We start from the raw sequence: 25,943 nt of genomic DNA, 5'->3' as shown, positions 1-25,943 counted from the left end.
ATACAATAAGATAGCAACTTTTTAACAGAAAGAAGATGGAAGAAAGTGGTGGTATTATCGCTGTTTTTGTTAAAATAAAAAGATAGGTTAAGAAAAGAAGGGATTTTAATGATGGAAAAAGATGAACGTTTTAAACAGGCTGAGTTTGGTGCTATTGTCGGAATCGTTGGTAATATTATATTAGCGATTGTAAAGGCGGTAATTGGTTATATTGGGAACAGTAAAGCACTGTTAGCGGATGCGGTGCATTCTGCATCAGATGTAATTGGTTCGCTAGCTGTACTTTTTGGATTGCGAGCGGCAAAGCAGCCACCTGATGAGGATCATCCATATGGTCATGGTAAAGCGGAATCGATTTCGGCGATTATTGTTGCGGTATTATTATTTATTGTGGGACTTGAAATCGCGATTTCGTCTATAAAAGCTTTTTCGCAAGAACTAGAACCGCCGAAAGGAATTACGATATTTGCTGTTGTTCTTTCAATCGTCGTGAAAGAAGGAATGTTTCAATATAAATTCCGATTAGGGAAAAGAGTAAACAGTGATGCAATTATTGCAAATGCATATGAGCACCGTTCGGATGTATTTTCTTCAATTGCAGCTTTAATCGGTATTTGTGCAGCTATAATCGGTGGTAAGCTTGGTATAGACTGGCTCGTATATGCTGATCCGATTGCAGGATTAGTTGTTTCACTTCTTGTTGTAAAAATGGCATGGAGCATTGGAGCGGAAGCAATTCATGCAACGCTTGACCATGTTCTTCATGAGGAGGAGGTTATTCCGCTTAGAGAAGCAGTTCTTCAAGTAGATGGTGTGAAAAAAATTGGTTCTTTATATGCACGGGAGCATGGTCATTATGTTATTGTCGATATTAAAGTGTCTGTAGATCCATACATTACCGTAGAAGAAGGACACCGTATTGGAAAACATGTGAAAGAAATACTTATGAAACAAGATAATGTACAAAATGTATTCGTACATATAAATCCGTATTCTCCAAATTAAACATCATTAACATTTTAGTATATAGATATTGCATCGTAGTTTGCATTATATTGTCACCCCTTAATCTGTCTTGTATAATGAACAGGTTAAGGGGTGATTTCGTGTTACAACCGAAGACGCGTTGGAAAGAAAAAGAATATAATGACGAGCGAGTGAGTGAATTAGCAAGTAAATTACAGTTATCGCCACTTGTCGTTTCATTATTCCTCGGTAGAGGACTAGATACAGAAGATAAGATTTTAGATTTTTTAAATACAGAAAATCAAGAATTTCATGATCCATTTTTATTAGAAGGAATGGATAGAACGGTAGAACGTGTAAATAAGGCCATTCAAAATGGAGAGCAAATATTAATATTTGGTGATTACGATGCGGACGGAGTAAGTAGTACGACGGTTTTATATCTTGCTCTTCAAGAATTAGGTGCAGAAGTAGAATTTTACATTCCAAATCGTTTTACAGAAGGGTATGGACCGAACGAAGAAGCGTTTCGTTGGGCGCATAGCGCAGGGTTCTCACTGATTATTACGGTCGACACTGGCATCGCAGCAGTACATGAAGCGAATGTAGCGAAGGAGCTTGGAATAGATCTAATTATTACAGATCACCATGAGCCACCGCCAGAATTGCCAGAAGCACTTGCGATTATACATCCGAAATTAGAAGGTGGCGTATATCCGTTTCACTATTTAGCTGGTGTAGGTGTTGCGTTTAAAGTTGCGCATGCACTATTAGGCCGTGTACCAGAACATTTATTAGAGATTGCAGTAATCGGTACAGTAGCCGATTTAGTATCACTTCATGGTGAAAATAGGTTGCTAGTGAAACGTGGTTTAAAACATATGCGTATGACGAGAAATATTGGTTTGAAGGCATTGTTTAAAGTTGCTAACGTTTCGCAAAGTGAAATTACAGAAGAGAGTATTGGCTTCTCAATTGCACCGCGTATTAATGCGGTCGGGCGTTTAGAAGATGCAGCGCCGGCTGTACACCTTTTATTATCAGATGATCCAGAGGAAGCGAAAGAGCTAGCTGAAGAAATTGATGAGCTGAACAAACTGCGAAAAGATATTGTAAAGCAAATTACAGAAGAGGCTATCGCTGAAGTTGAAAATAACTTCCCGCCAGAAGAAAACAAAGTATTAGTACTTGCAAAAGAAGGTTGGAACCCAGGGGTAATTGGAATTGTTGCTTCTAAATTAGTTGAACGTTTTTATCGTCCGACGATTGTATTAAGCATCGATCCTATAAAAGAAACAGCAAAAGGCTCAGCACGTAGTATTGCAGGATTTGATTTGTTTGCAAACTTATCAGATTGTAGAGAGTTATTGCCACACTTCGGAGGGCATCCGATGGCAGCGGGAATGACGCTACATATGAATGATGTAGATGAATTACGTCGCCGATTAAATGAACAAGCAGATGCGATTTTAACAGAAGAAGATTTTATTCCAATTACAGCAGTTGATGTTTTTTGCAAAGTAGAGGATGTAACGCTAGCGGCAATTGAAGATATGCAAAAACTAGCCCCGTTTGGTATTGGAAATCCGAAACCACGTATTGCAGTAAAAGATGCAGAGTTAGAAAGCATTCGCGCAATCGGATCAGATGGCTCTCATTTAAAAATGGCTCTTCGTGATGGACAAGCAACACTGGATACAATTGGATTTGGTTTTGGTGCATATGCGAAAGAAATCTCTCCAGTTGCAAAGGTATCTGTAATAGGAGAAGCATCCATCAATGAATGGAATAATTTTAAGAAGCCACAACTAATGGTACAAGATATTGCTGTAGAGGCGTGGCAATTATTTGATTGGCGTAGTATGCGTAATGCAGAAGCAAATTTAGCAGAACTTCCGAAAGAAAAAATAACAATGGTGTATTTTTCTGAAGAGGTATTGAATAAATTTTCTTTAGAGAGCTATAAAGAAAAGCTCATGCATGCTTCAGAAGTAACGCATTTAGATGATCAATATATTGTGTTACTTGATTTACCAAAAGGAACCGATGAATTACGTGAGTTATTTAAAGTAGGATTCCCAGCGCGAATTTATACGCTATTTTATCAAGAGAATAACCACTTATTTAGTACAGTTCCTACGAGAGAACACTTTAAATGGTATTATTCTTTCTTAAACCAAAAAACACCATTTTCTTTAAGACAATATGGAGAACAACTATGTCGTCATAAAGGTTGGTCAAAAGATACAGTAAATTTCATGACACAGGTGTTTTTTGAGTTAGAATTTGTTACAATAAAAGATGGCGTCATTTTTATGGCAGACAAAAAACAAAAGCGTGATTTAATTGAATCGAACACATATCGTGAGAAAATGAACCACTTACAATTAGAAAAAGAATTGGTTTATAGCACATATCAGCAACTATATACATGGTTTGAAACGATTCGTAATCATAAAGAAGTAGAACAGTTAGGGTAAAGGATTTGTATTTACAAACCTTTTAGATCTGAGGAGGATTCAGAAATATGGATTTCAAGCAACATATCGCAATTGTACCGGATTATCCGAAAGAAGGTATTGTGTTTAAAGACATTACACCTTTAATGAATGACGGTAAAGCATACAAAGCAGCAACAGATGCAATCGTTGAATACGCAAAAGAAAGAGATATCGATGTTGTAGTAGGACCAGAAGCTCGTGGTTTCATTATCGGTTGCCCAGTTTCTTATGCGTTAGAAGTAGGATTTGCGCCAGTTCGTAAATTAGGAAAATTACCACGTGAAGTAATTACAGTTGACTACGGTAAAGAATATGGTAAAGATGTTTTAACAATCCATAAAGATGCAATTAAGCCAGGTCAACGCGTATTAATTACAGATGACCTATTAGCTACAGGTGGAACTATCGAAGCGACAATTAAGCTAGTTGAAGAACTTGGCGGAGTTGTAGCAGGGATTGCATTCTTAGTAGAGCTTACTTACTTAGATGGTCGTAAAATGTTAGATGGTTACGATGTATTAGTATTAGAAAAATACTAATCACTATATAGGTAAAACTACGGTGATAAAAAGTACCCGTGAATCTCTTGGAGAGGAGCGGGTACTTTTGTATAATTGAACAAAAAATCATGGTGAAATGTCAGTAAAATCTTTTCCTTTTCACAATTCACAATCATTGGGTTATAATGATAGAATATAATTTATTCTATTAAATAAAGATAAAGTCAATTTTCAATAAAAGGTGATTCGATGGCAAATGAGCAGGTACTAACAGCTGAACAGGTACTCGAGAAAGCAAGTCAATATTTAGTGGATGAAGATATTGAGCTAGTAGCACGTGCCTATGAATATGCACGCGATGCGCATAGCGAACAATACAGAAAATCGGGTGAACCGTATATTATTCATCCAATTCAAGTTGCAGGTATTTTAGTTGATTTACACATGGATCCAGCTACGGTATCAGCAGGTTTCTTACATGATGTAGTGGAAGATACAGAGATTACGTTAGAAGATATTGAACGGGAATTTAACAAAGAAATTGCTATGCTTGTTGATGGTGTTACGAAGCTTGGGAAGATCAAATATAAATCTCACGAACAACAACAAGCAGAAAACCATCGCAAAATGTTTATTGCAATGGCTCAAGATATTCGAGTTATTTTAATTAAACTAGCTGATCGTCTTCATAACATGCGTACATTGAAACATTTGCCTCAAGAGAAGCAGCGTCGCATAGCGAATGAAACGCTAGAAATCTTTGCACCTTTAGCACATAGACTCGGAATTAGTACTATTAAATGGGAGCTAGAGGATACGTCACTTCGCTATTTAAATCCACAACAATATTATCGTATTGTAAATTTAATGAAGCGTAAACGTGCAGAACGTGAAGAATATTTAGACGAAGTAATGACTGGTATTCGTGAGAAATTAAAAGAAGTTGCAATTCAACCTGAGATCTCTGGAAGACCGAAACATATTTACAGTATTTATCGTAAAATGGCACTGCAAAATAAACAGTTCAATGAAATTTATGATTTATTAGCTGTACGTGTCGTTGTAAATAGTATTAAAGATTGTTATGCAGTGCTTGGAATTATTCATACGTGCTGGAAGCCGATGCCAGGTCGTTTTAAAGATTATATTGCAATGCCAAAAGCAAATCTATATCAATCTCTTCATACGACTGTAATTGGACCGAAAGGTGATCCGCTTGAAGTGCAAATTCGTACGAAAGAAATGCACGAAATTGCAGAATTCGGGATCGCGGCACACTGGGCATACAAAGAAGGAAAAACAGCAGAAACAACAGGTACATTAGAGAAGAAACTCACGTGGTTCCGTCAAATATTAGAATGGCAAAATGAAACTTCTAATGCAGAAGAATTTATGGAGTCATTAAAAATTGATTTATTCTCTGACATGGTATTCGTCTTTACACCGAAAGGCGATGTAATGGAATTACCACTTGGATCGGTTCCAATTGATTTCGCGTATCGTGTCCATTCGGAAATTGGGAATAAAACAATTGGTGCAAAAGTAAACGGGAAAATGGTGACGCTGGATTATAAATTAAAAACAGGCGATATCATTGAAATTTTAACGTCGAAACATTCATATGGCCCAAGTCAAGATTGGGTAAAACTTGCTCAAACATCTCATGCGAAAAATAAAATTCGTCAATTCTTTAAGAAACAACGTAGAGACGAAAATATTGAAAAAGGCCGTGAACTTGTTGAAAAGGAAGTACGTGGTCTAGAGTATGAGATGAAAGAAGTATTAGCGCCTGATAACTTAAAACGCGTCGCTGAGAAATTTAACTTTGCAAATGAAGAAGATATGTTTGCAGCAGTTGGATATAGCGGAATTACAGCTTCGCAAATTGTTACGCGACTAACGGACAAGTTCCGCAAGCAACGCGAAGAAGAAGAAATTGTTGAAGTTAAAGAAGTTCGTAAACCGATGAAAATTCGAAAATGGGATTCTGGTGTAAAGGTAAGCGGTGCTGATAATTTATTAATCCGTTTATCGAAATGCTGTAACCCAGTTCCGGGTGATGATATCGTTGGGTATATTACCAAAGGCCGAGGTGTATCGATTCACCGCCGTGATTGTGTAAATGTTCATACAGAAGAAGCGATAGAACGTTTATTAGAAGTTGAGTGGGAAGGTAGCCCTGAAAAAGAAATAGAGTATAACGTTGATATTGAAATTTCAGGTTACGATCGCCGCGGTTTATTAAATGAAGTACTGCAAGCTGTTACAGAGACGAAAACATACATTTCAGCTGTTTCTGGTAGAAGTGACCGTAATAAGATGGCAACAATTAATATGTCAATCTCGATTCGTAACTTACAACACTTGAAAAAAGTAGTAGAACGCATTAAACGCGTTCCAGAAATTTATGCAGTACGACGCATGATGCATTAATAGGGAGTGTAGAAAGATGAGAGTTGTTTTACAACGATCAAAGAAAGCGTCTGTCACAGTAGACGGTGAGATCGTAGGACAAATTCCGTTCGGTTTAACATTACTAGTTGGCATTACGCACGAAGATACAGAAAAAGATGCAACTTACATTGCGGAAAAAATTGCAAACTTACGTATTTTTGAAGATGAGAGCGGAAAGATGAATCATTCTGTACTTGATGTAGAAGGACAAGTTCTATCTATTTCGCAATTCACATTATACGGAGATTGCCGCAAGGGAAGACGTCCAAACTTTATGGATGCTGCGAAACCTGATTATGCAGAGCGTTTATACGATTTCTTTAATGAAGAAGTTCGTAAACAAGGATTACATGTGGAAACAGGGAAGTTCGGAGCAATGATGGATGTTTCTTTAATCAATGATGGTCCGGTGACCTTAATTGTAGAAAGTAAATAGTGTTGATAAAAAAGAGAGGGTTATATAATCCTCTCTTTTTTATACATTGTTGTATGTTTTGTTCATTTATTTGGAATCAATAGCAGTTTCGGTTATGTATAACTCTCCCATCAATATGGAACAATAAAAAGTAAAACATCCATATTGAATGTGAGGGATATACGTATGCGTATGAATGAAAAAGGGCATTCTGTTACAAATGGTGCAAATCAACTATTTAACGTGAATTTTCATGATTTTATTTCAAAAGAGCAAAACAATACTTCAATGGAGCTTGCTTCCGAGTTTGGGATTTCTCTTCAAGATGTAAAGCGTTTAAAGAAGCAGATTGAACGTTCTTAGAGCACTTGACAATCCTACTTAACAAACGTATAGTAATTTTATATTTACATATGAATATAACCGTTGATAGAGAAGAGTAAATGAGACACACATGGAAAGAGAAGGAATGTCTTAGGCTGAAAACATTTCTGCATGATGACTGATTGAATGACACTCTAGAGGTTTCAACTTGAACGGCATATACGCTTAGTAGGGATGAACGCACATTTAAGCGTTATTAAAAAAGTGGAAGCATACGTGCTTCAATTAGGGTGGCACCACGGGTATAATACTCTCGTCCCTACTGTTTAAACAGTAGAGGCGGGAGTTTTTTTATTTTTATTAAGATTAAAACAATTTGAGGAGGAACTGAATATGTCTATTCAAATCCCACGCGGAACGCAAGATATTCTTCCAGGCACTGTTGAGTTATGGCAGTATATCGAAGGGCAAGCACGCGAAATTTGCCGTCGTTACAATTATAAAGAAATTCGTACACCAATTTTTGAGCACACTGAGCTATTTTTACGCGGTGTTGGTGATACGACAGATATCGTACAAAAAGAAATGTACTCATTCCAAGATCGTGGAGAGCGCAGCTTAACATTACGTCCAGAAGGTACTGCACCTGTTGTACGTTCTTACGTTGAAAATAAAATGTTTGGTGATGCAACACAACCAACGAAATTATACTATATCGGTCAAATGTTCCGTTATGAAAGACCACAAGCAGGTCGCTATCGTCAATTCGTACAATTCGGTATCGAAGCAATCGGCAGTAATGACCCTGCAATTGATGCAGAAGTAATTGCACTTGCTGTTGAATTTTACCGCGGCATGGGCTTAAAAAATATTAAAGTTGTATTAAACAGTTTAGGTGACGCAGCGAGCCGTCAAGCGCACCGTGATGCATTAATCGCACACTTTGAGCCACGTATCGGCGAATTCTGTTCTGACTGTCAATCTCGCTTAGAAAAGAACCCACTTCGAATTTTAGACTGTAAGAAGGACCGTAACCATGAATTAATGGGAACAGCACCATCTATTACAGAATACTTAAACGAAGATTCAGCAATATACTACGACAAAGTTCAAGAACTATTAACGATGATGGATGTTCCGTTTGAAAAAGATCCGAACTTAGTGCGTGGTTTAGACTACTACCAACACACTGTTTTTGAAATTATGAGTGAGGCAGAAGGTTTCGGTGCGATCACTACATTAAGCGGTGGTGGCCGTTATAACGGACTTGTACAAGAAATCGGTGGACCAGAAATGCCAGGTATCGGTTTTGCAATGAGTATTGAACGTTTAATTATGGCGCTAAAAGCTGAAAACATCGAATTACCACTTGAACATAGTATTGATTGTTACGTTGTGGCGCTTGGCGAAAAAGCGAAAGACCATGCTGCAAAAGTTGCGTTCGATCTTCGTAAAGCTGGATTGTCAGTTGAAAAAGATTATTTAGATCGTAAAATGAAAGCACAATTTAAATCAGCAGATCGTCTAAAGGCGAAATTTGTAGCTGTATTAGGAGAAGATGAGCTAGATAAAGGCATCATTAACTTAAAAGATATGGCAACAGGTGAACAAGAAGAAGTAGCGTTAGATGTATTTGCTTCATACGTAGCAGAGAAATTAATATAGGGGGAACTTACAGTGGCTGAAAGAACACATGCATGTGGAAAAGTAACAGTAGAAGCTGTTGGACAAACAGTTCAATTAAAAGGTTGGGTACAAAAACGCCGTGACTTAGGTGGATTAATCTTTATCGACTTACGTGACCGTACAGGTATCGTGCAAGTTGTATTTAACCCAGAAACATCAAAAGAAGCGTTAGAAGTAGCAGAAACAATTCGTAGCGAATACGTATTACACGTAGAAGGTACAGTTGTTGAACGTGGTGAAGGCGCAATTAATGACAATATGGCAACTGGTCGTATTGAAGTACAAGCAACAAAAGTAAATGTACTAAATGCAGCGAAAACAACGCCAATCATCATTGCTGATGATACAGATGCATCAGAAGATGTGCGTTTAAAATATCGTTATTTAGACTTACGTCGCCCAGTAATGTTTAACACATTCAAAATGCGTCATGACGTAACGAAAACAATTCGTAACTTCTTAGACACAGAAGAGTTCTTAGAAGTAGAAACACCAATTTTAACGAAAAGCACGCCAGAAGGAGCTCGTGACTATTTAGTACCAAGTCGTGTGCATGATGGTGAATTCTATGCACTACCACAGTCACCACAGTTATTTAAACAGCTTCTTATGGTCGGCGGATTTGAGCGTTACTATCAAGTAGCACGTTGTTTCCGTGATGAAGATTTACGTGCGGATCGTCAACCGGAATTCACGCAAATTGATATCGAAGCTTCATTCTTAACACAAGATGAAATTTTAGATATGATGGAGCGTATGATGACGAAAGTTATGAAGGATGCAAAAGGTGTAGAAGTTAGTGCACCATTCCCTCGTATGAAATATGCTGATGCAATGGCTCGCTACGGTTCTGATAAGCCAGATACACGCTTTGAAATGGAACTAACAGACTTATCTGAGTTTGCAGCAGGTTGTGGCTTTAAAGTGTTTACAAGTGCTGTAGAAAGCGGCGGACAAGTAAAAGCAATCAATGCAAAAGGTGCTGCAAGTAAATATTCTCGTAAAGACATCGATGCATTAACTGAATTCGTGAAAGTATACGGTGCAAAAGGTCTAGCTTGGCTTAAAGTTGAAGAAGACGGTTTAAAAGGACCGATTGCAAAATTCTTCGGTGAAGAAGATGCAAATGTGTTAATGAGCACATTAGAAGCTACTGCTGGCGACTTATTACTATTCGTAGCAGATAAGAAGAGCGTTGTTGCAGATAGCTTAGGCGCACTTCGTTTACGTCTAGGTAAAGAGCTTGAGTTAATTGATGAAAGTAAATTTAATTTCCTATGGGTAACGGATTGGCCACTTCTTGAGTACGATGAAGATGCAGATCGTTACTTCGCAGCTCACCACCCATTCACAATGCCATTCCGTGAAGACGTTGAGTTACTAGAAACAGCACCAGAAAAAGCACGTGCACAAGCATATGACCTTGTATTAAACGGTTATGAGCTTGGTGGTGGATCACTTCGTATTTACGAGCGTGACGTACAAGAAAAAATGTTCAAAGCACTTGGATTCTCACAAGAAGAAGCGCAAGAGCAATTCGGATTCTTATTAGAAGCATTCGAATACGGTACACCACCACACGGCGGTATTGCATTAGGTTTAGATCGTCTTGTTATGCTGCTTGCAGGCCGTACGAACCTTCGTGATACAATTGCATTCCCGAAAACAGCAAGCGCAAGCTGCTTATTAACAGAAGCTCCAAGCCCAGTTGCAGAAGCACAGCTTGAAGAGTTAAACTTAAAATTAAGCTTAAAAGAAGAGAAGTAAGAATAGGGTCTAGATGGTTATACTAATACCATCTAGACTTTTTTTGAGAGGTTGTTTAAAAAGTCCGGTTTAGATAACTGTCGCATCTCATCGTTGCTTCGCCAGTTCGGTGCTCGAGTAGTATTTCTACACTGCGCTCCTCCTGGCTTCAGCGCCTCGATCTGCTCGGTTCTCTAAATCCTCCTTTTTAAACGTGTATTGAAAGGAAGTAAAAAAAGACCGGTTTACACTATGTTTTCATTATCGAAATATGTATTTTTAGGAATTCTATAACTTTTTCTATACAAATAGTCGGAAAAACGCTAGAATACATGGTAGACCATTTTTGTAATAGGAGTGTAGAGCTGAATGTTACATCAATTTTCACGTAATGAATTAGCCTTCGGTAAAGAAGGACTTGAAATATTAAAAAATAGTACAGTCGGTATTTTAGGAATTGGCGGCGTAGGCTCTTTTGCAGCTGAAGCGTTAGCACGTTCTGGCGTTGGACGTCTTGTATTAGTTGATAAAGACGTTGTAGATATTACAAACGTAAACCGTCAAATTCACGCTTTAGTATCTACTGTAGGACGTTCAAAAGTAGAATTAATGAAAGAGCGTATCGCAGACATTAACCCAGAGTGTGAAGTAATTGGACTTGAAATGTTTTATACAGATGAAACATATGAAGAGTTCTTTAAGCACGGTTTAGATTTCGTAGTGGATGCATCTGATACGATTACGTTCAAAATCCATTTAATTAAACAATGTTTACGTCGTAAAATTAAAATTATCTCATGTATGGGTGCAGCAAATAAAATGGATCCAACTCGTTTCCGTATTGCGGACATTTCTAAAACACATACAGATCCAATTGCGAAAGTCATTCGTACGAAGCTTCGTAAAGAGGGTATTAAAAAAGGTGTAAAAGTTGTCTTCTCTGACGAAAACCCAATCGTAATTCGTGAAGAGGTACGTAAAGAAATCGTACCAGACGAAAATGCAAAAATTCGTAAAGCGAAATTACCGCCTTCATCAAATGCATTCGTACCATCTGTGGCAGGCTTAATCATGGCAAGTCACGTTGTACGTGAACGTATTAAAAACGTTGAAGTGAAGCGTGTAGGGCAAGAATAAAAAGAAAGCATATATCCGTCAAGGGTATATGCTTTTTCTATTATGTTTTAAAGAATTGCAGATATTTGCAATACTAATAATTCGAATGTAAGTAATCCTAATAAAGAATAATCGTATTTATCCGACTTATAGGCGGAAATCTTTTTTAAACTCTTAATGGTAAAAAGACCTAATATTAGAACGAGAATACCGAGTGTTATTTTGAAGACTATTAATGAAATAGCAACCATCGCCCTTAAAATGTATATGTTTATAATAACATTTTAGTAAAAAATATCTAATCTATACCGAGAGTTTTCTTGTGTGATAGGGAGGGATATTTCTTGTCGAATCATCGATATATTAAAAAAATCGTTGATATATTTTGAGTTACGATAGATATATTTGAAAAATCGTCGGTGTAATTTCATTTACCGACACATACATATATACTCTCCACCAAAGAAACAAACAGGGATGTCACTTAGTCAAAAAAGTGACATCCCTGTTTTTAATTCTCTGCAGAATAAATAATATCTAAATTTCCATTTTGATCTGTTTTGAAAATCGGGGCAATTTGCTCTTCTTGCTCTTCGACTGAAACAAGTTTTCGAGCACGATCCATAATTCGAACAAGCATCGCGTAATCTTCTTCGATTGCTTGTTGTTTTTTTGTGAGTACCGCTAATTTCGTTTCAAGTTCATGATTCGTTTTTTGCAGAGAAGTGAGCTGAGCTTGTAATACATCATTTTCAGTTTGCAACTTTGCGAGTGAAGGGTTATTATGCTCCAAGTTTTGCAAAAATGAGATGACATTTTGCATCGTAAGTTCTTGTTTACTTGGCGTAATATCTTCAGAAAACTCAGCATCGATTACGAGTTGTTTCGTTTTCGTGAACTGATTTTTTTCTATTTTAGCTTCAGAGCGCTTTAATTCTTTACGTTGTTTCTTCGCAAGCTGCACAGCATCTTCGTAATTCGGCCTTACTTCAGCATTCCATCTAAAGCCGCAAGCTGCTGAAGTCCGGTTCAACGTATCGCCGACTTCATCAAATGCTTTTATTTGTGTACTTCCGCTGCGAATATGTCGTAAAACAGTTTCTGCTAAAAGGAGATCATCTTCTTTTGTCCATGCATCTTGACGTGTTTTCATAAGCGAAGCCTCCATAATGGTGACGTTTTCGTTTATGTTACCCTTTATTTTTCGTTTTATTCGAAGTTTGTAATCTTTCATAAACAGTAGAAAGGGCTTGCTCAAATTTCCCTGTCGTTTTCGGTTTATAATATTGCTTGTTTTTTATTTTATCAGGTAAGTATTGTTGCCTTACCCAGCCATTTGGATGGTCGTGTGGATATAAATATCCAATGCCTCTTCCAAGTGATTCTGCGCCTTTGTAATGACTATCTTTTAAATGGCTTGGAATGTCACCTGTTTGACCGTTGCGTAAATCGTGTAATGCAGCATCAAGTGCTTTATAAGCTGAATTTGATTTTGGTGATAAGCATAGCTCGATAACGGCATTTGCAAGTGGGATGCGTGCTTCTGGGAATCCAACTCGTTCAGCTGATTCAATTGCAGCTAGTGTACGTGGTCCAGCTTGTGGGCTAGCAAGTCCAATATCTTCATAAGCCATAATAAGAAGGCGTCTGCCAATACTTTGTAAATCACCTGCTTCAATAAGGCGTGCTAAATAATGGAGCGCTGCATTTACATCACTTCCGCGCACTGATTTTTGAAATGCTGATAATACGTCATAATGAGCATCGCCGCCTTTGTCGTGAACGAAGCTCTTCTTTTGTAAGCATTCTTCCGCAATCTCGAGTGTGATTTCAGCCGCTTGATCGTCTGTAGTAAAGCTAGATAATACAGCAAGCTCAAGTGCGTTATAAGCGGAACGCATATCACCACCAGAGGCATTTGCAAAGTGATGTAGTGCTTCATCTGTTACCGTTACAGCATATTCTCCAAGGCCTTTTTCTTTATCTTCTAAAGCTCTTTTTAACCCAATTAAAATATCATCTTCTGTTAGTGCGTGTAATTCGAAAATTTGACACCTGCTTCGAATAGCGGAGTTTATTGCATGGAATGGATTACTTGTCGTTGCACCAATTAAAGTAAGAAGTCCGCTTTCTAAGTGAGGTAATAGAAAGTCTTGCTTTGCTTTATCTAGACGGTGAACTTCATCTAAAATTAAAACGAGGTGTCGATGCATCTTCGCTTCTTGCACGACAACTTCCATATCTTTTTTATTGTGAGTAACAGCGTTCAATAGACGAAACGGGGTACCGGTACTTCCAGCAATTGCACTGGCAATGGATGTTTTTCCTGTACCTGGAGGACCGTATAAAATCATAGATTGAAAATGATTGGCTTGGACCATTCGCCATAAAATCTTTCCTTCACCAACTAAATGTTGTTGCCCAATAATTTCTTGAATATTTGTAGGGCGCATTCGATGTGCGAGTGGTTGTTTCATTTGGACCGTCTCCCTTAATATATAATCTCGTTCTATCGTATCATTTTTTTCTACGAAATTTGAAATAGGATGCTGTTTTATGGGAAAAATGAAGGATAATATTTTCATTTTTCTTTCAATTGTAATAATTTCCGAGTTTTTCAATGTGATTTTATGTTATCATTTTGATACACAAGTTGAAATTTCTTATAATACTATATTATGCTATAATTTCATAGGATTTTAAATTGTGTTCTTTTTATAAATAAGATATAACCAATAGAAGTGAAAATTTGAAAAGAGGTGCAAAATAGATGAAAATTTCAACGAAAGGCCGCTATGGCTTAACAATTATGATTGATCTTGCAAAAAAGTTTGGTGAAGGTCCGATTTCATTAAAATCAATTGCGCAGGCGCATGACTTATCTGAGCATTACTTAGAGCAATTAATTTCACCACTTCGTAACGCTCGTCTTGTAAAGAGTACGCGCGGGGCATATGGCGGATATGTATTATCTGATCAACCGGCTAACATTACAGCTGGGGATGTAATCCGTGTATTAGAGGGACCGATTAGTGTTGTAGAAATGATAGAAGAAGAAGAGCCAGCGCAGCGCCAGTTATGGATGCGTGTTCGTGATGCGGTGCAAGAAGTGTTAGATAGTACAACGTTAGAAGATTTAGTACGTTATGAGGAAGAAAATCACGGGGGCTATATGTTTTACATTTAATTCCTTGTGAAACGATTTGGAAAGAAGGAGATTTAATGGAACGCATTTACTTAGATCATGCTGCGACATCTCCGACTCACCCAGAAGTGGTCGAAAAGATGATTCCATATATGACAGAAATATTCGGGAACCCGTCTAGTATTCACTTTTATGGACGTCAAACTCGTCACACAGTAGATGAGGCGAGAAGAGTGTGTGCACGCAGCATTCATGCGAATCCGAATGAAATTATATTTACGAGCGGTGGTACAGAAGCTGATAATTTAGCGCTTATCGGTGTAGCACGTGCGAACCGTCATAAAGGTAACCACATTATAACGACGCAAATTGAACATCATGCGATTTTGCATACGTGCGAATTGTTAGAGCGTGAAGGGTTTGAAGTGACATATTTACCTGTCGATGAAACCGGGCGCATTCAAGTTTCTGACATACAAAAGGCATTAACAGAAGAGACGATTCTTGTATCTGTTATGTTTGGGAATAATGAAGTAGGGACGATGCAACCGATTGTGGAAATAGGAAAGCTGTTAAAAGAGCATCAAGCGTATTTCCATACAGATGCGGTACAAGCTTACGGTTTAGTAGAAATTAATGTGAAAGAGTTTGGTATTGATTTATTATCAATTTCAGCTCATAAAATTAACGGGCCAAAAGGTGTAGGTTTCTTATACGCTGGTGCAAATGTGAAATTTGAACCGTTATTAATAGGCGGAGAGCAAGAAAGAAAACGCCGTGCTGGTACGGAAAATGTGCCTAGTATTGCTGGGCTTCAGTATGCAATTCTTATAGCTGAAAAAACTCGTGAGCAAAAAAATGCCCAATATGAAGAGTTTAAAGATATAATGGTATCTGTCTTCAAAAATGAAGGCATTACTTTCGAGGTAAACGGAAACTTAGAACATCGCTTACCGCATGTACTTAATGTAAGTTTTACAGGAATGAACATTGAACCTTTCCTTGTGAACTTAGACTTAGCTGGCATTGCAGTATCAAGTGGTTCTGCTTGTACAGCTGGTTCGATTGATCCATCACATGTATTAGTAGCGATGTTTGGAAAAGACTCCGATCAAATACGTTCATCCGTACGCTTTAGTTTTGGACTTGGAAATACGAAAGAGCAAATTGAAAAAGCGGCGTACGAAACAGTGAAAATCGTGAAGCGATTAACACAAAATTAGCATGGGAGGTGACATGATGAACAAACTACCTCACGAAACACGCGTTGTCATCGGAATGTCCGGTGGCGTCGATTCATCTGTAGCAGCACTTTTATTAAAAGAGCAAGGTTATGATGTAATCGGAATTTTTATGAAAAACTGGGATGATACAGATGAGAATGGTGTCTGCACAGCAACAGAAGATTACAATGATGTAATTGAAGTGTGTAACCAAATTGGTATTCCGTATTATGCAGTAAACTTTGAAAAACAATACTGGGATAAAGTATTTACGTACTTCTTAGATGAGTACCGAGCTGGTCGTACACCAAACCCAGATGTAATGTGTAATAAAGAAATTAAATTTAAAGCATTTTTAGAGCATGCAATTGCGCTTGGTGCGGATTATGTGGCAACAGGCCATTATGCACGCGTTGCTTATATGGACGGCGAATATAAAATGCTTCGCGGTGTTGATGACAATAAAGATCAAACATATTTCTTAAATCAATTAAGCCAAGAGCAATTATCAAAAACAATGTTCCCGTTAGGTGAATTAAAGAAACCGCAAATTCGTGAAATGGCGAAAGAAGCTGGCTTAGCGACAGCGGCGAAAAAAGATAGTACAGGTATTTGCTTCATTGGTGAGCGTAACTTTAAAGATTTCTTAAGTAACTACTTACCGGCACAACCAGGTGTAATGCAAACATTATCTGGTGAAGTGAAAGGGAAGCATGACGGTTTAATGTATTATACAATTGGACAACGTCATGGCCTTGGAATTGGTGGTAATGGTGATCCATGGTTTGCTGTTGGGAAAAATCTAAAAGAAAACATTTTATATGTTGATCAAGGATTCCATAACGAACTTCTATATGGTGATGAAGTTATTGCTACGAATGTAGGATGGGTAAGTAACAAAGAAAAAGAAACAGAATTTAAGTGCACGGCGAAATTCCGTTATCGTCAAGAAGACAATAAAGTAACGGTTCAAATCGTTGATGAAAATACAGTTCGTATTCTTTGTGATGAGCCAATTCGTGCAATTACACCAGGACAAGCAGTCGTTTTCTATGATGGAGATGAGTGCTTAGGCGGTGCTACAATTGATGAAGTGTACCGTAGTGGTAAGAAATTGGATTATTTAGGATAAATGAGAAGCCTCTGCCGATTAGCGGTTAGAGGTTTCTTTTACATAAAGCGAATTTTCGTTCGCTTGGAAAATACATTCTTTGTTATAATTTGTTGTAGAGGTGAAGGACATGTCAAACAAACTTGAAACAGGTATTCAATATATGCAAGAAGGAAACTGGGAAGAAGCAGCTAAAAATTTTACAGAAGCAATCGAAGAAAATCCGAAAGATGCGCTTGGGTACATTAATTTTGCAAATTTATTAGACGTATTAGGTGATAGCGAGCGAGCGATTTTATTTTATAAACGTGCACTAGAGTTAGATGATAAATCTGCAGCAGCCTATTATGGTTTAGGAAATGTATATTATGGCCAAGAGCAATTTACTGAAGCGAAAGCTGTATTTGAACAAGCAATGCAAGCTGGATTACAATCAGCTGATGTAACATTTATGTTAGGTATCACACATGTACAGCTTGGAAATGATCGTCTTGCACTACCATTCTTACAAAGAGCAACAGAATTAGATGAAAACGATGTAGAAGCTGTATTCCAGTGCGGACTTTGCTTCGCGCGACTAGAACACGTTCAAGAGGCGAAACCTTATTTTGAAAAGGTATTAGAAATGGATGAGGAGCATGCAGATGCGTATTACAATTTAGGTGTTGCGTACGTATTTGAGGAAAATAATGAGAAGGCTCTCGCTTTATTTAAGAAAGCAACTGAAATTCAGCCAGATCACTTTTTAGCGGGTAATGGCGTTCGTTTATTAGAGCAAGAAGCTGAATAAGATAAAAATATAGTTTAATGGGTAGTTATCCCTCATCTAAAAAGGTGGGGGATGTACTGCTCATTAAAGTGAAAATACCGGAAAGGAGAGGAAAAATGGGAAATCAACATGCAATGGATTTGTTTGAGGAAGAGAAAAAGTTTATAAAAGCGCAAGTTCTTCATACCATTTTCCACAACGAAGAAAACCTCTATTCCGTTGTCAGTATGAAAGTCATTGAAACGAATGAAACGTATGACGAAAAGAAAGTAATGATAAACGGTCATTTTCCCCGCATGCATGAAGATGAAGTGTTTACATTGACAGGTCATTTTAAGGACCATCCAAAGTATGGAAAACAATATATGGTTGAAACATTTAAAAAAGAATTGCCGCAAACAAAAGCAGGTATGGTGCAATATTTAGCGAGTGATTTATTTAAAGGGATAGGAAAGCGTACAGCTGAAAAAATTGTGGACCATCTCGGAGAACATGCTATTTCTAAAATTATGGATGACCCTGAGGCATTAAATGGTGTTGTTAATAAACAAAAGGCTCAGGAAATATATGAGACAATTGTTGAACATCAAGGGCTAGAGAAAGTAATGAGCTTTTTAAATGGCTACGGTTTTGGAACGAAACTTTCTATTAAGATTTACCAGCAATATAAAGAGATGACATTAGAAGTGATTCGTAATAATCCGTATCAACTTATCGAAGAAGTGGACGGGATTGGTTTTGGAAGAGCGGATGATATAGGGCGTGCGTTAGGGATATCGGGTAATCATGACGACCGTGTACGCGCAGGATGTTTTTACACATTAGAGAATGTCTCATTACAACTTGGTCACGTTTATATGAGGAAAGATCAACTTGTAAGAGAAACGATGTCACTTTTAAACAATCAAGAAGGAAGAGTGACTGAGGAAGATATTATAGGTTGTATTGAAACGATGCAAAGTGAAGGGAAAGTCATCATAGAAGAAGAACGAGTGTATTTAGCAACGTTATTCTACTCTGAGAAAGGTGTTGTAAAGTCTATTCGCAGGCTTATGAATCAAGAAGAAACACCTTCATTTCCAGAAGCAGAAGTGTTAAAAACGTTAGGTGAAATTGAAGAACAACTGAACGTACAATATGCACCGTTTCAGCAAGAAGCAATTCAAACGGCACTTCATAAACCGATGATGTTATTGACAGGTGGACCAGGAACAGGGAAAACAACAGTTATTAAAGGGATTGTTGAAATGTATGCATCACTACACGGGTTATCGTTAAATCCGAATGAATACAGTGATGATAATCCATTTCCAATACTATTAACAGCTCCAACAGGAAGAGCAGCGAAGCGAATGAGTGAATCGACAGGACTTCCAGCTTGCACAATTCACCGTTTACTTGGTTGGACGCCAGAAGGATCTTTCCAGCGTAATGAAACGGATCCTGTCCAAGGTAAGCTCCTTATTATCGATGAATTTTCAATGGTTGATATTTGGCTTGCAAATCAGCTATTTAAGTCGTTGCCGACGAACATTCAAGTTATCGTTGTAGGTGATGAAGATCAGTTGCCATCTGTAGGACCTGGACAAGTATTAAAAGATTTATTAAATGCAGGCGCAGTTCCGACAGTGAAGCTTACTGAAATTTATCGTCAAGCGGAAGGCTCATCAGTGATTCAACTTGCCCATGCGATAAAAAATGGAACTCTACCACCAGATTTAGCACAAAATCAAAAAGATCGTTCATTTATCGGCTGTACAGGATCTCAAATTGTTGAGGTTGTGAAAAAAGTTTGTGAAAATGCTAAAACAAAAGGCTTTAGCGCAAGAGATGTACAAGTATTAGCACCGATGTACCGCGGGCCTGCTGGTATTAATGTATTAAACGAAGCGCTGCAACAAGTATTTAATCCGAAGAGGGAAAAGAGTAAAGAAATTGCTTACGGTGATGTTGTGTACCGAAGAGGCGATAAAGTACTGCAACTCGTGAATCAGCCGGAGAGCCAAGTGTTTAATGGTGATATTGGGGAAATTGTTTCGGTGTTTTATGCGAAAGAAAACGTTGAGCAACAAGATATGATTATCGTTTCATTTGACGGAATTGAGGTAACGTATACGAAGCCCGATTTAAATCAAATTACGCATGCATATTGTTGTTCCATTCATAAATCACAAGGTAGTGAATTTCCGATTGTTATTATGCCAATCGTGAAAAGTTACAACCGTATGTTACGTCGTAATTTAATTTACACGGGCATTACAAGAAGTAAGAAGTTCCTTATTATTTGCGGAGAGGAAGCAGCTTTCCAATCTGGTGTAAATCGCCTTGATGATGCAATGCGTCAAACAACCTTAGCTAGTCGCTTGCAAGAATCACAAGGAGAAGTACAGATGGTCACAGTTAATGGCGAGGAAATGGACGTGGAAAACATTTCACCGTATGATTTCATGTAACAAGGTGAAATTATATAGTGAAACTTTCAAACGCATAGCGTTGAAAGGCTCCAGTAAAATGTATAAATGAATGCAGTTTGGACATAATGGCGAATAGAATCTGGGAGACTGTAAGGAGATGAAAGCCATATGTTTATTTGTCCAAATTGCAAAGGGAAAGACATTGGAAAAATAGGTGTCAACCAATTTTATTGCTGGAATTGTTATATCGAATTATCGGTTTCAAAGGGGAAAATCCATACGCATCAAGTTGAGGAAGATGGTTCACTAAGCTCTCTTGATGATTTATTTGATGAGAATGAAAGAACGATCGGATAACGAAAAGGGGGATTTACTTTGAATCTACGCAATTCATTAATCGCATTAGGTGTTGGAGCTGCAGCATATCAATATGCTCGTAAGCAAGATGTATTTTCAAAACGCAATATGAAAAAAGCACGTAAGATGATTAAGTCTTACTTATAATCATTTCGATAAAGTGAAAAACTCCCTTGTAGACAAGGGAGTTTTTTTATGCACTCATATGCAAATAAAAAAGTCCGATCTCTGAGAAAAGATAAGATAGACCGTAGCAGCCAACGCCAAGTATTCCATACTGCCATAATTGCTTCGCTTTTTCTTTACGTGAGGAATGAATAAAGAACCCCTTCCAAATACCGAACCCGATACAAATCCATTCAAGAATCATAAAAAGTGCTGATAATCCAAGCATAAACAAAACCATAATTAGCCCTCCTGATTATATTAATTCATGCTGTATTCTCAGGGGTGGTTGTCCTTGTTATGTTATTTATATGTACGTCTTTAAAAAACAGTATGGTCCGTATGAAAAGATTTTAAAAGTTTCGCACATAACCTACCCCATTTATTTTCAAAATAAAGGTGGAGGAGGTTTTTCATGTGAAGAATCTTAAAATCATTTGGATATATCGTTTAGGATTATTGTTACTTGTTTTTCTTTGTCTGCTCGTCTTTTTAAAAATTAAGCCGCTATGGGCACCGATTATTTTTGTATTTAAAGTAGCGATTACGCCGTTTCTTATCGCGTGTTTTATTGCGTATTTATTGCACCCTTTAATTGAAAAAATTCATAAGGAAGGGATGCCCCGTACACTTGCCATTTTGCTCATTTATATCCTTTTCTTTGGCGGAATTGGTTATGGGATTTATAAAGGAACACCAGTCGTTATTAAGCAGTTACAAGAGATTAATGAACAATTTCCGCAGTTTACAAAAATGTACGATTCGTGGATGGATGGCGTTACAGAACAAACGGCGAATTTCCCTTCGTTCATTCATGAAAAGGTGAAACAACTTTTTGTGGGTGTGGAAACGAAGATTCAAGCGCTTTTAAATAAAGTGATGAGTACAGCTCGTGGTGTACTCGATTCATTGCTCATTATTTTCTTAATACCGTTCATTGTATTTTACATATTAAAAGATTATGGTGAGTTTTATCATATCTTTTGGAAACTAGTCCCAAGTAAATGGCGAGGTACGGGGCAAATGCTTGCGAAAGAAATTGATAAATCACTTGGAAGTTATATTCGAGGACAGTTATTTGTTTGTTTAGTATTAGGGGGAGTATCAGCTCTTTCTTTTTGGTTTATCGGTATGAAATATCCATTATTGCTTGGCATTATTATTGGGGTAACGGATATAATCCCGTACTTCGGTCCTATTTTAGGAGCAATCCCGACGTTAATGATTGCAGCAACAGTATCAACGAGTTTACTTATTAAGGCGGGGATCACAATTGCGATTTTGCAATTTGTGGAGAGTAACATTTTATCGCCTTACATCGTTGGTAAGTCACTTCGTATGCATCCCGTTATTATTATGCTTGCCTTACTAGTTGGGGGAGAGGTAGCTGGGATTGTAGGATTGCTAATATCGGTTCCGATTTTAGCAGTTATTCGCACTGTCATTGTTCATGTGAGACCTCTCTTGAAAAAAGAAGATGTGTAAGTATAGAAGCCCTCTATGTAAGAAATAGAGGGCTAATCATATATTTATTTATTTAGAAAGCTGCTCGTGTATCTTTTGAACGAGGGAGCTCACATCATTTGTTTGAATATGTTTTATTTTTTTCCATTCGTTATCATACATAAATACAATTTGATTGTTGAAAAGACGCTTTTGTTCTTTTAGATTAGAAATTTTTGCGAAAGAGTACTCTTCAAATATTGGATTCTTACTTATATCTGGCCCATAAAAGAATAGCCTTTTGTTCGTTAAAATTAGCAATCCTGGCCTTGCGACGGAACGATAAATAAATATGTCTAATGAACATGCTGCGTAAAATAATATCGTTTCGTCAGTCGCTAATATGTTTTTAGCTTTGCTAAGTAAGGTTGTCATTGTGATCGCTCCTTTATTTTATTAACAATAATTTAATTATAACAAAAAAAGTAATATTTAGAAATTTTTATAAATTATTCTTATAAGGAGATTCCGATTTATTAATAAATGCATACTATATGAAAAGGCTGTTAAGAATGAATAGTAGAATACTTATGATTAATAAGTAATTAATCCAATATAAATGATTATCTACATTGACAAACTTAAGAGAATTCTATTATATTTAGTCATATAATACATTAAATCAATGACGGAACAAGTACGTTACAGTCCATTTATAGAGAGAAGCTTCCATATGGCTGAAAGAAGCTTTAAATGAAGGGTAACAGAAAGCTAATCCTGAGAGCAGCTAATCACTGCCGTCTTGCCACGTTACGGCACCATGAGGTGATGAATTGATTGTTATTGTAATCAATTCATAATTAGGGTGGTATCGCGAGTTAACTCTCGTCCCTTTTATAGGGACGGGAGTTTTTTATATTTAAGGAGGAAAATACAATGAAACAACTAACAGGCGCACAAATTCGTCAAATGTTTTTAGACTTTTTCCAAGAAAAAGGACATGCAGTAGAACCTAGTGCATCACTAGTTCCGCATGAAGATCCATCTCTGTTATGGATTAACAGTGGTGTAGCGACATTAAAAAAATATTTTGATGGACGTGTAATCCCGCAAAATCCACGTATTACAAATGCCCAAAAATCAATTCGTACAAACGATATTGAAAACGTAGGGAAAACAGCTCGCCACCATACATTCTTTGAAATGTTAGGAAACTTCTCAATCGGTGATTACTTTAAAGAAGAAGCAATTACTTGGGCTTGGGAATTCTTAACGAGCGACAAATGGATCGGATTCGATAAAGAATTACTATCAGTTACAATCCATCCAGAAGATGAAGAAGCATTCACAATTTGGAATGAGAAAATGGGCGTTCCCAAAGAGCGTATTATCCGCTTAGAAGAAAACTTCTGGGATATCGGTGAAGGCCCAAGTGGACCGAATACAGAGATTTTCTATGACCGCGGAGAAGCTTACGGTAATGACTTTAGTGACCCAGAATTATATCCAGGCGGAGAAAACGAACGTTACTTAGAAGTATGGAACCTTGTATTCTCTCAATTTAACCATAATCCAGACGGTTCATATACACCACTTCCTAAGAAAAACATTGATACAGGGATGGGTCTAGAGCGTATGACATCTATCGTTCAAGATGTGCCTACAAACTTTGATACAGACCTATTCATGCCGATGATTGGTGCAACAGAAACAATTTCTGGTGAAAAATATCGTAATGGCGATTTAGAAAAAGATATGGCATTCAAAGTAATTGCTGACCATATCCGTACAGTAACATTCGCTGTTGGTGACGGTGCTCTTCCATCTAACGAAGGCCGTGGTTATGTATTACGTCGTTTATTACGCCGCGCTGTTCGTTATTCGAAGAAATTAAACATCAACCGTCCATTTATGTTTGAATTAGTACCGGTTGTTGGAGAAGTAATGAAAGACTTCTATCCAGAAGTACTTGAAAAGAAAGATTTCATTGCGAAAGTTGTGAAGAACGAAGAAGAGCGTTTCCATGAAACACTTCATGATGGTGAAGCGATTTTAGCTGAAGTAATTGCAAAAGCAAAAGAAGAAAAAACAACTGTTATTTCTGGAGTAGATGCGTTCCGTCTATATGACACATACGGTTTCCCAATTGAATTAACAGAAGAATATGCAGAAGAAGCTGGCATGACAGTTGATCATGAAGGTTTTGAAAATGAAATGGAAAAACAACGTGAGCGTGCACGTGCTGCTCGTCAAGACGTTGATTCTATGCAAGTTCAAGGTGGTGTCCTTGGAGAAATTAAAGTAGCGAGCGAATTCGTTGGTTACGGTACAGTTGCAACAGAAAGTAACGTTGTTGCACTTGTGAAAAACGGCGAATACACAGACAGCTTACAAGCTGGTGAAGAAGGACAGTTAATTCTTGATGTAACACCATTCTATGCTGAGAGCGGTGGACAAATTGCAGACCGTGGTTACCTTCTTGCAGATGGTGTGAAAGTTCTTGTAAAAGACGTACAAAAAGCACCAAACGGCCAAAACTTGCATAAAGTTGTTGTTGAAGAAGGAACATTAACGAAAGATGCGGCTGTAAAAGCTATTATCGATACGAAAAATCGTAGTAGCGTTGTAAAAAATCATACAGCAACTCATTTACTACACCAAGCATTAAAAGACGTACTTGGAACACACGTTAACCAAGCAGGTTCTCTTGTAACTTCTGAACGTCTACGCTTTGACTTCTCTCACTTCGGTCAAGTACAAGCTGACGAATTAGAAAAAATTGAGCGTATGGTAAACGAGAAAATTTGGGAAAGTATTGATGTTGAGATTTCTCAAAAAGCAATTGAAGAAGCGAAAGAAATGGGCGCAATGGCATTATTCGGTGAAAAATACGGAGATGTTGTACGCGTTGTACAAGTTGGCGATTACAGCTTAGAGCTTTGTGGTGGTTGTCACGTTGATAATACAGCTTCTATCGGTATTTTCAAAATCGTTGCTGAATCTGGTATCGGTGCAGGAACTCGTCGTATTGAAGCAGTAACTGGTAAGTCTGCATACGAATTAATGAACGATCAAGTAGGTTTATTAAAAGAAGCAGCAGGAAAAATGAAAACAAATCCGAAAGATATTTTAACAAGAGTTGATGGTCTATTTGCTGAAGTGAAACAACTGCAAAAAGAAAATGAATCTCTTGCTGCGAAATTAAGCAATATCGAAGCTGGAAACTTAACTGATTCTGTAATGACAGTTGATGGGGTGAATGTATTAGCAGCGAAAGTAAATGTTGCAGATATGAACAACTTACGTACGATGATGGATGACTTGAAAAATAAATTAGAGTCAGCAGTTGTTGTATTAGCGTCTGTTAATGACGATAAAGTAAACATCCTAGCAGGTGTAACGAAAGACTTAATTAGCCAAGGTTACCATGCTGGTAAACTTGTGAAAGAAGTAGCTTCTCGTTGCGGCGGTGGCGGTGGCGGCCGTCCTGATATGGCACAAGCAGGGGGTAAAAACCCAGCTCAAGTCGAAGAAGCTTTAGCATTTGTACAAGAGTACGTTAAATCTGTTTCAAAATAAAGAGATAGTAGTGTACAATGGTAGGGAGA

General features: G+C 37.6%; 22 protein-coding genes and 2 other annotated features. Of the genes, 18 read left to right on the top strand and 4 right to left on the bottom strand.

Annotated features, from left to right (window positions below; translation table 11 throughout):
• Positions 1–111: 111 nt before the first annotated feature.
• From MKY21_RS22190 to MKY21_RS22150, 9 genes are all read left to right on the top strand, one after another.
• Complete coding sequence (locus MKY21_RS22190; RefSeq protein WP_033694251.1) at positions 112–1,005, top strand: cation diffusion facilitator family transporter; 894 nt, start codon at positions 112–114, stop codon at positions 1,003–1,005.
• Positions 1,006–1,106: 101 nt separating this feature from the next.
• The gene (gene recJ / locus MKY21_RS22185) at positions 1,107–3,446 is read left to right on the top strand and encodes a single-stranded-DNA-specific exonuclease RecJ (protein WP_016118659.1); all 2,340 of its coding nucleotides are present in this window, start codon (positions 1,107–1,109) and stop codon (positions 3,444–3,446) included.
• 47 nt (positions 3,447–3,493) lie between these two features.
• Positions 3,494–4,006: an adenine phosphoribosyltransferase gene (locus MKY21_RS22180; RefSeq protein ID WP_000346215.1), complete on the top strand. Its 513-nt coding sequence runs from the start codon at positions 3,494–3,496 to the stop codon at positions 4,004–4,006.
• 210 nt (positions 4,007–4,216) lie between these two features.
• Positions 4,217–6,400, top strand: a complete 2,184-nt coding sequence (gene relA / locus MKY21_RS22175) for a GTP diphosphokinase (protein ID WP_001262813.1) — start codon at positions 4,217–4,219, stop codon at positions 6,398–6,400.
• Positions 6,401–6,416: 16 nt separating this feature from the next.
• On the top strand, positions 6,417–6,857 hold the full coding sequence (locus MKY21_RS22170) for a D-tyrosyl-tRNA(Tyr) deacylase (RefSeq protein WP_001266965.1): 441 nt from the start codon (positions 6,417–6,419) through the stop codon (positions 6,855–6,857).
• 165 nt (positions 6,858–7,022) lie between these two features.
• Entirely contained in the window at positions 7,023–7,199 is a 177-nt protein-coding gene (locus tag MKY21_RS22165; RefSeq protein WP_001242605.1) for a hypothetical protein, read from the top strand.
• A 54-nt stretch (positions 7,200–7,253) separates the two neighbouring features.
• Positions 7,254–7,484: a binding site (T-box leader), on the top strand.
• A gap of 69 nt (positions 7,485–7,553) precedes the next feature.
• Positions 7,554–8,825, top strand: coding sequence for a histidine--tRNA ligase (gene hisS, locus MKY21_RS22160; RefSeq protein WP_000027081.1), 1,272 nt, complete (start codon positions 7,554–7,556; stop codon positions 8,823–8,825).
• 12 nt (positions 8,826–8,837) lie between these two features.
• On the top strand, positions 8,838–10,613 hold the full coding sequence (gene aspS / locus MKY21_RS22155; protein WP_000840898.1) for an aspartate--tRNA ligase: 1,776 nt from the start codon (positions 8,838–8,840) through the stop codon (positions 10,611–10,613).
• Between the two features lie 348 nt (positions 10,614–10,961).
• The gene (locus MKY21_RS22150) at positions 10,962–11,729 is read left to right on the top strand and encodes a tRNA threonylcarbamoyladenosine dehydratase (protein WP_000903176.1); all 768 of its coding nucleotides are present in this window, start codon (positions 10,962–10,964) and stop codon (positions 11,727–11,729) included.
• A 490-nt stretch (positions 11,730–12,219) separates the two neighbouring features.
• On the opposite strand, the gene MKY21_RS22145 is transcribed toward MKY21_RS22150, so the two are convergent.
• Both MKY21_RS22145 and MKY21_RS22140 read right to left on the bottom strand, forming a co-directional pair.
• Positions 12,220–12,861, bottom strand: a complete 642-nt coding sequence (locus MKY21_RS22145; protein WP_000857722.1) for an RsfA family transcriptional regulator — start codon at positions 12,859–12,861, stop codon at positions 12,220–12,222.
• Positions 12,862–12,898: 37 nt separating this feature from the next.
• On the bottom strand, positions 12,899–14,185 hold the full coding sequence (locus tag MKY21_RS22140) for a replication-associated recombination protein A (RefSeq protein ID WP_000812919.1): 1,287 nt from the start codon (positions 14,183–14,185) through the stop codon (positions 12,899–12,901).
• Between the two features lie 293 nt (positions 14,186–14,478).
• Between MKY21_RS22140 and cymR the strand changes: the two genes are divergently transcribed.
• The 7 genes from cymR (at position 14,479) to MKY21_RS22105 (ending at position 20,874) form a co-directional block, all read left to right on the top strand.
• Positions 14,479–14,895: a cysteine metabolism transcriptional regulator CymR gene (gene cymR / locus MKY21_RS22135; protein ID WP_000704116.1), complete on the top strand. Its 417-nt coding sequence runs from the start codon at positions 14,479–14,481 to the stop codon at positions 14,893–14,895.
• A 35-nt stretch (positions 14,896–14,930) separates the two neighbouring features.
• Positions 14,931–16,076: a cysteine desulfurase family protein gene (locus tag MKY21_RS22130; protein WP_000439893.1), complete on the top strand. Its 1,146-nt coding sequence runs from the start codon at positions 14,931–14,933 to the stop codon at positions 16,074–16,076.
• Between the two features lie 16 nt (positions 16,077–16,092).
• Positions 16,093–17,208 (top strand): tRNA 2-thiouridine(34) synthase MnmA, encoded by a 1,116-nt coding sequence (mnmA, locus tag MKY21_RS22125; protein WP_001038010.1) that lies wholly within the window; start codon positions 16,093–16,095, stop codon positions 17,206–17,208.
• Between the two features lie 109 nt (positions 17,209–17,317).
• Positions 17,318–17,977: a tetratricopeptide repeat protein gene (locus MKY21_RS22120; RefSeq protein ID WP_000066409.1), complete on the top strand. Its 660-nt coding sequence runs from the start codon at positions 17,318–17,320 to the stop codon at positions 17,975–17,977.
• Positions 17,978–18,072: 95 nt separating this feature from the next.
• Positions 18,073–20,409: an SF1B family DNA helicase RecD2 gene (gene recD2 / locus MKY21_RS22115; RefSeq protein ID WP_098616175.1), complete on the top strand. Its 2,337-nt coding sequence runs from the start codon at positions 18,073–18,075 to the stop codon at positions 20,407–20,409.
• 129 nt (positions 20,410–20,538) lie between these two features.
• Positions 20,539–20,727 (top strand): hypothetical protein, encoded by a 189-nt coding sequence (locus MKY21_RS22110; RefSeq protein WP_000469281.1) that lies wholly within the window; start codon positions 20,539–20,541, stop codon positions 20,725–20,727.
• A gap of 18 nt (positions 20,728–20,745) precedes the next feature.
• A complete protein-coding gene (locus tag MKY21_RS22105) occupies positions 20,746–20,874 on the top strand; it encodes a YrzQ family protein (RefSeq protein WP_001053553.1) in 129 nt (42 codons plus the stop codon).
• Positions 20,875–20,920: 46 nt separating this feature from the next.
• Here the strand turns inward: MKY21_RS22105 and MKY21_RS22100 are convergent, their stop codons facing one another.
• On the bottom strand, positions 20,921–21,133 hold the full coding sequence (locus tag MKY21_RS22100; RefSeq protein WP_000242536.1) for a hypothetical protein: 213 nt from the start codon (positions 21,131–21,133) through the stop codon (positions 20,921–20,923).
• 176 nt (positions 21,134–21,309) lie between these two features.
• On the opposite strand from MKY21_RS22100, the gene MKY21_RS22095 reads away from it, so the two are divergent.
• A complete protein-coding gene (locus MKY21_RS22095; protein WP_000793128.1) occupies positions 21,310–22,377 on the top strand; it encodes an AI-2E family transporter in 1,068 nt (355 codons plus the stop codon).
• 48 nt (positions 22,378–22,425) lie between these two features.
• Here the strand turns inward: MKY21_RS22095 and MKY21_RS22090 are convergent, their stop codons facing one another.
• Positions 22,426–22,770, bottom strand: a complete 345-nt coding sequence (locus MKY21_RS22090) for a PH domain-containing protein (protein WP_061664889.1) — start codon at positions 22,768–22,770, stop codon at positions 22,426–22,428.
• A 241-nt stretch (positions 22,771–23,011) separates the two neighbouring features.
• Positions 23,012–23,231, top strand: a binding site (T-box leader).
• 40 nt (positions 23,232–23,271) lie between these two features.
• On the opposite strand from MKY21_RS22090, the gene alaS reads away from it, so the two are divergent.
• Positions 23,272–25,914, top strand: coding sequence for an alanine--tRNA ligase (alaS, locus tag MKY21_RS22085; RefSeq protein WP_000811825.1), 2,643 nt, complete (start codon positions 23,272–23,274; stop codon positions 25,912–25,914).
• The last annotated feature ends 29 nt before the right edge of the window (positions 25,915–25,943 follow it).

This window comes from Bacillus sp. FSL R9-9497 (assembly GCF_038005805.1).
In the GTDB taxonomy this organism is placed as follows: Bacteria; Bacillota; Bacilli; order Bacillales; family Bacillaceae_G; genus Bacillus_A; species Bacillus_A cereus.
The sequence above is the reverse complement of the archived record's forward strand: the minus strand, read 5'-3'. Positions and strand labels throughout refer to the sequence as shown.